Consider the following 10,555-nt stretch of genomic DNA (forward strand, 5'->3'; position numbering starts at 1 on the left):
GCTCTTGGAAACCCAGGCCGGTTGAGCCGAATGAAGAGTGCTGCACGCACTCTTCCGAGACCGATTGAACCGAGCAGAACTTAGGGGCTGGCGCCTGAAGCTCCCGAAGCGATGAATGGTTGCCCGCCGCGCAGGCGATTCAAGGCGCGGTTCACCGGCCTCCGCCGATAAACCACAGTTGGACCTGCTTGAGCCGAGCCTCGAGCTGGTCCTGGGTGGCCTGGCCTACCGGCGGACCGCCGCATTTCTCGCGCAGCCTGGTGTGGATGGCGCCCTGGTGCATGCCAGTCTTGGCAGCATAGGCCGAGACGGATTTATTGAGCTTGGTGCGCAGCGCCTTGAGCTGGCGGTGATCGACGACGTCGCCCTGGGGAATCTGGGTGCCGCTGGGGCGGCGTTTGAGCTGCTCGGCCTGCTGCCTGCGCAGCAGTTCGGAGACCTGGGCGGGCTCCAGCAGGCCGGGGATACCCAGAAAGTCGAGCTCCTCCTCGGAGCCGACCGCACCGCCGAGGCCGAACTCCTCGCCGTCGAACATCACCCGGTCGAAGGCCGCAGAGGAGCCTAGGGCAGCAAACTCACCCTTGGCCAGCTCATCGGAGGCTCTCTCCTCCCGCTCTGCCTCAGCCAGCAGATCCTCCGGAAGAATCTCCTCATCTTCCGGCTGCTGACCGCCGGGCACGCCGAGGGCATGGTCCCGCTCAGCCTCCATGGCCCCGGCCAGTTCGGTGAGCACTGGAACTGAGGGCAGGAACACGGAAGCCACCTCGGCCTTCCTGCGCAGCCGCACGAAGCGTCCCACCGCCTGGGCGAAGAACAGCGGGGTGGAGGTGGAGGTGGCGTAGACGCCCACACAGAGCCGGGGCACATCCACCCCTTCAGAGACCATCCGCACGGCCACCATCCAGTACTTGGAACCGTCTGCGCTGAATTCCTCGATCTTCCGGGAGGCCTCTTTATCGTCAGAGAGCACCACGGTGGTGCGCTGACCGGTCAGCGCGTCCAGCTGGGCGGCATAGGCCCGGGCAGCCTCATGATCAGTGGCAATGACCAGGCCGGCGGCGTCGTCGATCTTGTCCCGCACTTTCCGCAGCCGCTGATGGGCGGCGCGGAGCACTGCCGGGATCCACTCCCCCTCCGGGTTCAGTGCGGTGCGCCAGGCGTGGTTGGTGATGTCCTTGGTGGCTGCCCCACCCAGGGCGGCCTCCATCTCCTCACCGGAGGCGGTGCGCCAGCGCATGTTCCCGGAGTAGGCCATGAAGACCACCGGGCGGACCACATGGTCACGCAGGGCCGGCCCGTAGCCGTAGGAGTAGTCGGCTGCGGAGCGGAGCACCCCATCGTTGTCCTTGACGTAGTCCACAAAGGGAATGGCTGCGGTGTCCGAGCGGAACGGGGTGCCGGTCAGTGCCAGTCGGCGCACCGCCGGGTCGAAGGCCTCTCGGACGCCCTCACCCCAGCTCAGCGAGTCCCCGGCGTGGTGGATCTCATCGAAGACCACCAGGGTGCGCCCGGCCTCAGTCTTGTTCCGGTGCAGGGCGGGCTTATTGGCCACCTGGGCGTAGGTCACAGCCACACCGATGAACTGGGCGCCGTGCCGGCCGTCACTGTTCTTGAAGTTGGGGTCGATGGCCAGACCCACCCGGGCTGCAGCATCTGCCCACTGCCGTTTCAAATGCTCGGTGGGGGCCACCACGAAGATCCGGTTGACCTCCCCGGACTCGACCAGCAGCTTGGCCACACGCAGGGCGAAGGTGGTCTTGCCGGCCCCGGGAGTGGCCACAGCCATGAAGTCGCGGGGGCGCTTGCGGATGTAGAGGTCCAGGGCTTCCTGCTGCCACTGGCGCAGGGTGCCGGCGGTGCCGTGGGCAGCCCGGTGCGGATAAACCGGAGGCAGCTGTGAGCCAACATCTGTGCCGACCTCGAACAGTGTGTCGGTCTGAACCCCGGAAGTATCGGTCACAGCAGCAGTATGCACCTTCGTTGAATGGTTAGATCAGAGAAGCAGAAACGGATTGCGCCCGACTACGGCTACAGCGGGACCCTGGGAGACGGCAGCGGCCTAGTTCTTGCCGAATCCGAAGAGTCCACGGCCGCCGCCCTTGCCTGAGCCCTCGCCTTCTTTGAGGCCCTCATAGATCTCTTTGCACTCGGGGCAGACCGGGAACTTCTTGGGATCGCGGGAAGGGATCCATACCTTGCCGCAGAGAGCCACCACGGCGTTGCCCTCCAGGGCCGACTCCATGATCTTGTCCTTCTTCACGTAGTGGCTGAACCGCTCATGATCACCGGGCTCAGAAATCTGCGGGGTGTGTTCCCGCTCAATGGTGGCTGCACCACCAGGGGCCGGGGCAGTGGCGGGATCGGCAGTGTGCATCCGGAACAGCTCACGTGTGGAGGACATCATGCCACCAAGTCTAGCGAACCTGAGTAGCTGTGTGGAGTGCTGGAGATGCTCATCGCAGCCCGACAGGGCGGTTGAGCGCAAGGTTGAGCAGCTCTGTGATGAGCTCGGTGTAATCCAGACCGCTAGCCCTCCACATCTGTGGGTACATGCTGATCGGGGTGAATCCGGGCATGGTGTTGACCTCATTGATGACGACGCCGCCATCGCGGGTATAGAAGAAGTCCACCCGGGAGATGCCCTCACCGTCGATGGCGTCGAAGGCGATGACCGCCTGGCGCCGGATCTCCTCACGCACCTGGGCAGGCAGGTCGGCGGGGCAGGAGAGCTCGGCCGCGGCGGCGTCGGTGTATTTGGCGTTGAAGTCGTAGAACTGGTGGGACTGGGCACCATCGTGCACCACGATCTCCCCGCACTCTGAGGCCCGCGCAGGAGCCTCGTCGGCAGAGCCGAGCACACCGCATTCGATCTCGCGACCGTCGATCCCCTGCTCCACGATCACTTTGGGGTCGAACTTCCGGGCGGTCTCCAGAGCCTGTTCCAGCTGCAACCAGTCGTCCACCCGGGTGATGCCGGTGGATGAGCCGGCGCGGGCGGGTTTGACGAACACCGGCAGCTCCAGACGCCGCACCCGCTCCAAGCAAGCACCGGAGTCCCGGGTCCACTGCCGGGCGGTGATGGTCTCCCAGCGCCCCACGGTCAGGCCCGCTGCGGTGAAGGCCAGCTTCATGAAGTGCTTGTCCATGCCCACCGCGCTGGTCAGCACCCCGGCGCCCACATAGGGCACCCCGGTCAGCTCCAGCAGCCCCTGCAGGGTGCCGTCCTCGCCGAAGGGCCCGTGCAATAGGGGCAGAACCACATCCACCCGACCCAGCGAGGTGGTGCTGAGATCTGGACCGATCTCTACCAGTTCGGCGCTGCGCTCTGCAGTGCCTCCGTCCCCGGGGTGCAGCTGGACGCTGGCGGCTGTGGACTCCACTCGGGGCAGTTCGGCCCCGCCGAAGCTGTAGCTGCGTGGATCGGTGACCGGTCTGGTCCACTGGCCGGCTGCGGTGATGCCGATCTCCACCACCTCGAACCGGGTGGTGTCGATGGCGCCCAGCACCCCGGCAGCTGTCACGCAGGAGACCGCGTGTTCGGAGGACTGGCCGCCGTAGAGCACCAGAACGCGGGGTTTGGAGGTCTCAACCATGGGCCACCCCCTCTTGTTCGGCCTTCAGCTCGCGGGCCAGCAACAGGCTGGCGATGTTCTCCACCGGGAGCCGACCGGCCAGGACTGCGGTGACTGCCTCGGTGATCGGCATCTCCACCCCGTGCTGGCTGGCCAGGTCCAACACGGCGGAGGCTGATTTCATGCCCTCGGCCGTCTGGGTCATCTGCTGGGCGGCCTGCTCCGGGGTGAGCCCCTTGCCCAGCAGCCGGCCGGCGCTGCGGTTGCGGGACAGCGGTGAGGCGCAGGTAGCCACCAGGTCGCCGAGTCCGGCCAGCCCGGAGAAAGTCTCCAGCTTCCCGCCCAGGGCTGCGGCCAGCCGGGTGGCCTCGGCCAGGCCGCGGGTGATCACCGAGGCTTTGGAGTTATCGCCCAGCTGCTGGCCGTCGCAGATCCCCACTGCCAGGGCGATGATGTTCTTCACGATCCCGGCGATCTCCACCCCGGTGACATCGGTGTTGGTGTAGGGCCTGAAGTAGCGGGCGCTGCACAGCCCGGCGATCCGCTCAGCGGTCGTCTCATCCCGGCAGGCCACCACAGAGGCGGTGGGCTCCTCGCGGGCGATCTCCATGGCCAGATTGGGTCCGGAGACCACCGCGATCTGGGCCTCGGGCAGATCCAGCTCCGCGGCGATCACCTCCGACATTCGCAGGTTGGTGCCTCGCTCCAGGCCTTTGATCAGCGAGACCACCACAGCCTGCGGGCTCAGCGCAGCCTTCACCTCCGCCAGGTGGCTGCGCAGGTGCTGGGCGGGCAGGGCCAGTGCGACGACGCCTGCCCCAGTCACTGCCGCAGTCAGGTTCTCGGTGGCGCTCACCGAATCAGGCAGCCCGATCTCACCGAGATAGCTGGTGTTGGTGTGCTGGCTGGTGATCTGCTGTGCCACCTCAGCCCGACGGGCCCAGATCTGCACCTGGATGGGGGCGTCGTCGTTGCCTGTTGCAGCATCAGCGAGGACTTTGGCGAAGGTGGTGCCCCAGGAGCCGGCACCCAGGACGGCGATCTTCTCTGCGTTAATCTCATGCGGGTTCATCCGCTGGTCTCCTTGCCGCCGGGGGCCTTGAGCTGGTTGCGGGGCACCCGTTGGTTCAGTGCCCGGTCCCAGATGTCTTCGGGCGGCTGCTCTCCGCGCAGGTGGGCGACTCCGGCAGTGAGCGCATCCTCCACCCGCTGAGTGGCTAGGGCCAGCACGGTGCGGCTCAGCGGTTTCTGGCGCAGATCCTCCAGATCAATGGCCTCGCCCACAGCGAGCTGATACTTCTTGCGGGGGAAGAGTCTGGGAGCTTTGGCGTATGGCGGCAGGAAGTGCTGGACACCCCAGTGCGTGATGGGCACCAGCGGAGCCCCGGTGGTCAGGGCCAGCCTGGCGGCACCGGTTTTGCAGCGCATCGGCCACAGCTCCGGGTCTCGGGTGAGGGTGCTTTCCGGGTAGATGATGATCACCCCGCCCCCGGCGAGCACCTCGCGGGCCACCTCCAGGGACTTATTGGCTGCTGTGCGGTCGCCGCGAGCCACCGGGATCTGCTTGAGGCCTTTGGCCACCGGGCCGATCACCGGGGCGCGGAACAGGGAGTCCTTTGCCAGAAAGTGCGGGGTGTAGCCGGCGGAGTACACCGCGTGGCCCACCGCCAGGGGGTCGAGTTCGCTGATGTGGTTGGTGACCGCGATGAAGCCGCCGGCCGGAAGGTTCTCCGCGCCGCGCCACTGCTTGCCGAGGACTAGGTTCATAGCGGATCGGACGATCCCGGCCGCCACGTGCCAGCGGAGGGAACGGCGCAGTGGTTCTGTCATGTCTCCAAACCCTACCGGGCAGATAGTCTCAGCGTTCGGAGATGGTGATCTCGGCGCCGAGTCCGGCGATCTTGTCGATGAAATGCTCGTAGCCGCGGGAGATGATCTCGATCCCGGTCACGTTCGAGGTGCCTTTTGCCGCCAGGGCTGCGATCAGGTGGGAGAATCCGCCGCGCAGGTCCGGGATGTCGATGTCGGCGCCCTTCAGCTCGGAGGGCCCGGAAATCACCGCCGAGTGCAGGAAGTTGCGCTGCCCGAACCGGCAGGGGTTGGACCCCAGGCATTCGCGGTGCAGCTGGATGCTGGCTCCCATCCGCTTGAGCGCATTGGTGAACCCGAATCGGTTCTCATAGACCGTCTCATGCACGATCGAGACACCGTGGGCCTGGGTCAGAGCCACCACCATCGGCTGCTGCCAATCGGTCATGAAACCGGGGTGCACATCAGTCTCCAGCACCAGAGGCTTCAACGGCCCCCCGGCATGCCAGAACCGCATCCCCTCGTCATCGACCTCGAACTCCCCGCCGATCTTGCGGTAGATGTTCAGAAACGCCGTCAGGTCCCGCTGGGCGGCCCCCCGGACGTAGATGTCTCCCTTGGTCACCAGGGCGGCAGAGGCCCATGAGGCAGACTCATTGCGGTCCGAGATCGCCCGGTGCTTGAACCCGGAGAGCCGAGCCACCCCCTCGATCCGGATGGTCCGGTCGGTGTAGACGGTGATGATCGCGCCCATCTGCTGCAGGATGGCGATCAGGTCATGGATCTCCGGCTCGACTGCGGCATTCTTCAGCTCAGTGATGCCCTCAGCCAGCACTGCGGTCAGCAGCACCTGCTCAGTGGCCCCCACTGAGGGGTAGGGCAGCTCCAACTTGGCCCCGCGCAGGCCTTTGGGTGCAGAGATATGGATGCCGTTAGGCTGCTTGTCCACCACGGCACCGAAGTTCCGCAGCACCTCCAGGTGGTAGTCGATCGGCCGGTCACCGATCCGGCATCCGCCCAGGTCAGGAATGAAGGCCTCACCGTTCTTATGCATCAGCGGCCCGCAGAACAGGATCGGAATCCGGGAGTCACCGGCATAGGCGTCTATCTCGGAGTGCTCAGCAGAGTAAGTCTCCCGCGGGTCCAGGCTCATCGTCCCACCGGTGGAGTCCCGGTCCACCTTCACCCCATGGATGGTCAGCAGATTGGTGACGATCTCCACATCTTTGATCTCCGGGACGTTGCGCAGCTGTGAGGGCTCAGACCCCAGCAGCGAGGCCACCATCGACTTGGGCACCAGGTTCTTAGCCCCTCGAACGTGCACTTCACCCTGCAGTGGTTTACCACCCTGAATGGTGAGCAGCTTGGCCATAGAGTCAGGTGGTCCCTTCGGATCGAGTCGGCGGATTCTCGGCCATGCCACTGTACCCGAAAAGCATGGAACTACCTGGATGGCCCAGTTGAGCTCAGCACGACGACGCCCGTTCCCTCAAGGATTGCCCTGCCGAAAGTCAGACCTTGGCAGGCAGGGTGGTGGGCTTGAACCCGGGACGGGTGGCCTCGTAGGTGCTGATGTGCTCTTCCTGACGCAGAGTCAGAGAGATATCGTCGAGGCCTTCCATCAGCCGCCAACGGGTGTAGTTGTCGATCTCGAAGGTGGCGTCCACCGAGCCGCAGCGCACGGTGCATGATTCCAGGTCCACGGTGATCTCAGTGCCGGGCTGTCTCTCCAGCTCTTTCCAGATCAGCTCCACATCAGGCTGAGCGACTTTGGCGGCCAACAGGCCCTGTTTGGCGGAGTTGCCGTAGAAGATATCGGCGAACCGGGATGAGATGACCACTTTGAACCCATAGTCCTTCAGCGCCCAGACAGCGTGCTCGCGGGAGGATCCGGTGCCGAAGTCAGGGCCGGCCACCAGGACCGTGCCCTGGTTGAACGGTTCCTGGTTGAGCACGAACTCAGGCTTCTTCCGCCAGGCATGGAAGAGTGCGTCGTCGAACCCGGTCTTGGTGATCCGTTTCAGGAACACCGCGGGGATGATCTGGTCGGTGTCCACATTGGACTGCTTCAGCGGCACTCCGATGCCGGTATGGGTGGTGATCGGTTCCATCAGATGTTCTCCTTGGGAGGTATGCCTATCAGGCGGGAGCGATAACGACGGCGCCGACTCTAAGGCGCGAAGTCCGCGGCCACTGCACGCGGACCAGAGGCGAGCGGGGTTCCCTGACCTTGCCCACCCGGCTGCTGCGCATCCGCGCGGGGCCCGGAGGGCAGGGGTCCGTCCCCGCCGCCGAGACCAGCACCTACGTCGGAGGGCGCAGAGAGAGTGCCGCGGATCGCGGTGGCTGCCGCCACCACCGGGGAGACCAGGTGAGTGCGCCCGCCCTTGCCCTGCCGGCCCTCGAAGTTGCGGTTGGAAGTGGAGGCGCAGCGCTCCCCCGGAGCCAGCTGGTCGGGGTTCATGCCTAAGCACATGGAGCAGCCCGCGAACCGCCATTCGGCGCCGAAGTCCTTGAACACCTGGTCGAGGCCCTCGGCCTCAGCGTCCAGGCGGACCCTGGCCGATCCAGGCACTACGATCATCCGCACCTCGGGGTCCTTCTGCCGGCCCTCGATGATCTCAGCGGCCTTGCGCAGGTCCTCCAGCCGGGCGTTGGTGCAAGAGCCCAGGAACACGGTGTCCACCCGGATATCCTTCATCGGAGTGCCGGGATCTAGGTCCATGTACTGCAGGGCCCGTTCGGCGGATTCGCGGTCCACCGGGTCGTGGAACTGGGTGGGGTCCGGTACCGAATCGTTGAGGCTGACACCTTGGCCGGGGTTGGTGCCCCAGGTGACGAAGGGGTCCAGCTCATCGGCATCGATCACCACCTCGACGTCGAACTCTGCCCCCTCATCGGTGCGCAAGGACCGCCAATACTGAACAGCGGCCTCCCAGTCCTCACCCTGCGGAGCGTGCGGACGGCCCTTGACGTACTCAAAGGTGGTCTCATCCGGGGCGACCATCCCGGCCCGGGCGCCAGCCTCGATAGACATATTGCAGATGGTCATCCGGGCTTCCATGGACAGCTGCTCTATGGCAGACCCGCGGTACTCCAGCACGTAGCCCTGGCCGCCGCCGGTGCCGATCTTGGCGATGACCGCCAGGATGATGTCCTTGGAGCTGACCCCGGGCCGCAGAGTGCCGTTGACGGTGATCGCCATGGTCTTGAAGGGATTCAGCGGCAGGGTCTGGGTGGCCAGCACATGCTCCACCTCAGAGGTGCCGATGCCCATGGCCAGAGAGCCGAAAGCCCCGTGGGTGGAGGTGTGGGAGTCCCCGCAGACCACGGTCATCCCGGGCTGGGTCAGGCCCAGCTGGGGGCCCACCACATGCACGATGCCCTGGTTCGCATCGCCCAGGGAGTGCAGCCGGATGCCGAACTGCTGGGCGTTGGTGCGCAGGGTGTCCACCTGTTTACGGCTGACTGGATCGGCGATCGGCTTGTCGATCTCCAGGGTGGGGGTGTTGTGATCCTCAGTGGCGATGGTCAGGTCTGGTCGGCGCACGGGGCGCCCGGCCAGCCGCAGTCCCTCGAAAGCCTGCGGGCTGGTGACCTCGTGCACCAGGTGCAGGTCGATGTAGAGCAGGTCCGGGCTGCGCTGCCCGTCCTTGTCCTCACCGCGAACCACCACATGGTCGCGCCAGACCTTCTCCGCCAGGGTCAGCGGCTTCTCAGCCGAGTTCTCAGCCATGAGTTCCTCCAGAAGTCTTATGGGCGCCGTCGTGGGTTTTCATGGTGGTGAAGAACGACGGCGCCTCGCCCGGTAGGGCGTCACTTATAGGGAACCACTGTTGCCTGGAAGGCTCTAGAGCACCGCGTGCAGGTCTCATTATGTGAGACCTGCGTATAAACTGTTCACCATGGCTCAGAAGACTGCTGCGCAGGGCGGCGCCAGCCCCGAGGGGCTCGCCACGCTGCGCTCCCCCTCAGGCATCGGCGTCATCGATAAGTCGGTGATGATTATGGACGCCCTGGAGGCCGGCCCGGCCACCCTGGCCCAGCTGGTGGAGTGCACCGGCCTGGCCCGACCCACGGTGCACCGGCTGGCCAGCGCCCTGGTGCACCACCGGTTCCTGGCCCGTGATGTGCGCGGACGCTATGTGATCGGCTCCCGGATGGAGGAGCTGGCCACTGCGGCCGGGGATGACCAGCTGGTCTCCGCAGCCGGTCCGATTCTGCTGAAGCTGCGCGATGTCACCGGGGAGTCCTCCCAGATCTTCCGGCGGCAGGGCGATGCCCGGGTGTGCGTGGCCTCAGCCGAACGCCCCATCGGGCTTCGCGACTCGATTCCAGTGGGCACCCAGCTGTCCATGAAGGCCGGGTCGGCGGCGCAGGTGCTGCTGGCCTGGGAGGATCATGAGCGACTGGTGGAGGGCCTGCAGGGCGCCCGGTTCACCCCCACTGTGCTGGCTGGTGTCCGGCGCCGCGGCTGGGGCGAATCTCTGGGTGAGCGTGAGGCGGGGGTCGCCTCGGTCTCAGCCCCGGTGCGCGGGCCCTCCGGACGGGTGATCGCTGCGGTCTCGATCTCCGGGCCCATCGAGCGGCTCTCCCGCCAGCCAGGACGCAAGTTCGCCAGTTCCGTGGTGGGGGCGGCCCATCAGCTCACCGAACTGGTGCGCATAAATCCGGAAACTGAGCTCAAATGAGCTGGCCTGACCCCGAGAGCACCCTCCCACTCCGTTCGGTGGCCCCTTGCAACGACAATTCGGCGTGTTTTTGACCTGATTTATCGTCATAGGTGACCACCGAACGCAAGCTCGAACCCAAGCTCGAACCCAAGGTGCGCTCCCCAGAGTCGGCGCGTCACGTGGCTCACATCTCACCAGTTGCGCCTGCTGACCGCTTAGGATAGCCGGTATGACTGCTCAAGTGGAGAACATCAGTGTGATCGGTACCGGGTATCTGGGTGCCACCCATGCCGCGTGTATGGCCGAACTGGGATTCAACGTCATCGGCGTGGACGTAGACCCGGAGAAGATCGATTCACTCTCCAGAGGCCAGCTGCCCTTCCATGAGCCCGGGCTACCGGAGCTGATCCGCAAACACGTCGATACCGGCCGGCTGCGCTTCACCACCAGCATGGACCAGATCGGCTCCTGGGCTGATGTGCATTTCATCGCAGTAGGCAC

Annotated in this window: 9 protein-coding genes and 1 pseudogene; 2 read left to right on the top strand and 8 right to left on the bottom strand. The window is 65.6% G+C overall.

What is annotated here, in order from left to right; all coding sequences use genetic code 11:
• Positions 1–151: 151 nt before the first annotated feature.
• The 8 genes from F0311_RS00665 to leuC form a co-directional block, all read right to left on the bottom strand.
• Positions 152–1,960 carry a DEAD/DEAH box helicase gene (locus F0311_RS00665; RefSeq protein WP_191089665.1) on the bottom strand — a complete coding sequence of 603 codons (1,809 nt, stop codon included), beginning with the start codon at positions 1,958–1,960 and terminating at the stop codon, positions 152–154.
• A 99-nt stretch (positions 1,961–2,059) separates the two neighbouring features.
• Positions 2,060–2,374, bottom strand: coding sequence for a DUF3039 domain-containing protein (locus F0311_RS00670; protein ID WP_223881041.1), 315 nt, complete (start codon positions 2,372–2,374; stop codon positions 2,060–2,062).
• Positions 2,375–2,453: 79 nt separating this feature from the next.
• The gene (locus F0311_RS00675) at positions 2,454–3,593 is read right to left on the bottom strand and encodes a D-alanine--D-alanine ligase family protein (protein ID WP_150460037.1); all 1,140 of its coding nucleotides are present in this window, start codon (positions 3,591–3,593) and stop codon (positions 2,454–2,456) included.
• The gene (locus tag F0311_RS00680; protein ID WP_150460038.1) at positions 3,586–4,644 is read right to left on the bottom strand and encodes an NAD(P)H-dependent glycerol-3-phosphate dehydrogenase; all 1,059 of its coding nucleotides are present in this window, start codon (positions 4,642–4,644) and stop codon (positions 3,586–3,588) included. Before F0311_RS00680 ends, F0311_RS00675 begins: the two co-directional genes overlap by 8 nt.
• On the bottom strand, positions 4,641–5,402 hold the full coding sequence (locus tag F0311_RS00685; RefSeq protein ID WP_150460039.1) for a lysophospholipid acyltransferase family protein: 762 nt from the start codon (positions 5,400–5,402) through the stop codon (positions 4,641–4,643). Before F0311_RS00685 ends, F0311_RS00680 begins: the two co-directional genes overlap by 4 nt.
• 28 nt (positions 5,403–5,430) lie before the next feature.
• A complete protein-coding gene (murA, locus tag F0311_RS00690) occupies positions 5,431–6,753 on the bottom strand; it encodes a UDP-N-acetylglucosamine 1-carboxyvinyltransferase (RefSeq protein WP_150460040.1) in 1,323 nt (440 codons plus the stop codon).
• A gap of 139 nt (positions 6,754–6,892) precedes the next feature.
• Positions 6,893–7,492: a 3-isopropylmalate dehydratase small subunit gene (gene leuD / locus F0311_RS00695; protein WP_150460041.1), complete on the bottom strand. Its 600-nt coding sequence runs from the start codon at positions 7,490–7,492 to the stop codon at positions 6,893–6,895.
• Between the two features lie 59 nt (positions 7,493–7,551).
• Positions 7,552–9,117 carry a 3-isopropylmalate dehydratase large subunit gene (gene leuC, locus F0311_RS00700; RefSeq protein ID WP_150460042.1) on the bottom strand — a complete coding sequence of 522 codons (1,566 nt, stop codon included), beginning with the start codon at positions 9,115–9,117 and terminating at the stop codon, positions 7,552–7,554.
• A gap of 169 nt (positions 9,118–9,286) precedes the next feature.
• On the opposite strand from leuC, the gene F0311_RS00705 reads away from it, so the two are divergent.
• Entirely contained in the window at positions 9,287–10,072 is a 786-nt protein-coding gene (locus tag F0311_RS00705; RefSeq protein ID WP_396897403.1) for an IclR family transcriptional regulator, read from the top strand.
• Between the two features lie 211 nt (positions 10,073–10,283).
• A pseudogene (locus F0311_RS00710) lies at positions 10,284–10,555 on the top strand (UDP-glucose 6-dehydrogenase); the annotation flags it as partial.

This window comes from Nesterenkonia ebinurensis (assembly GCF_008711175.1).
GTDB classification, from domain to species: Bacteria; Actinomycetota; Actinomycetes; order Actinomycetales; family Micrococcaceae; genus Nesterenkonia; species Nesterenkonia ebinurensis.

Excerpts from the sequence above, each read along its gene's own strand:
- murA (WP_150460040.1), bottom strand. The coding sequence starts at position 6,753 with ATGGCCAAGCTGCTCACCATTCAGGGTGGTAAACCACTGCAGGGTGAA.
- F0311_RS00680 (WP_150460038.1), bottom strand. The coding sequence starts at position 4,644 with ATGAACCCGCATGAGATTAACGCAGAGAAGATCGCCGTCCTGGGTGCC.
- F0311_RS00670 (WP_223881041.1), bottom strand. The coding sequence starts at position 2,374 with ATGCACACTGCCGATCCCGCCACTGCCCCGGCCCCTGGTGGTGCAGCC.
- F0311_RS00685 (WP_150460039.1), bottom strand. The coding sequence starts at position 5,402 with ATGACAGAACCACTGCGCCGTTCCCTCCGCTGGCACGTGGCGGCCGGG.
- leuC (WP_150460042.1), bottom strand. The coding sequence starts at position 9,117 with ATGGCTGAGAACTCGGCTGAGAAGCCGCTGACCCTGGCGGAGAAGGTC.
- leuD (WP_150460041.1), bottom strand. The coding sequence starts at position 7,492 with ATGGAACCGATCACCACCCATACCGGCATCGGAGTGCCGCTGAAGCAG.
- F0311_RS00675 (WP_150460037.1), bottom strand. The coding sequence starts at position 3,593 with ATGGTTGAGACCTCCAAACCCCGCGTTCTGGTGCTCTACGGCGGCCAG.
- F0311_RS00705 (WP_396897403.1), top strand. The coding sequence starts at position 9,287 with ATGGCTCAGAAGACTGCTGCGCAGGGCGGCGCCAGCCCCGAGGGGCTC.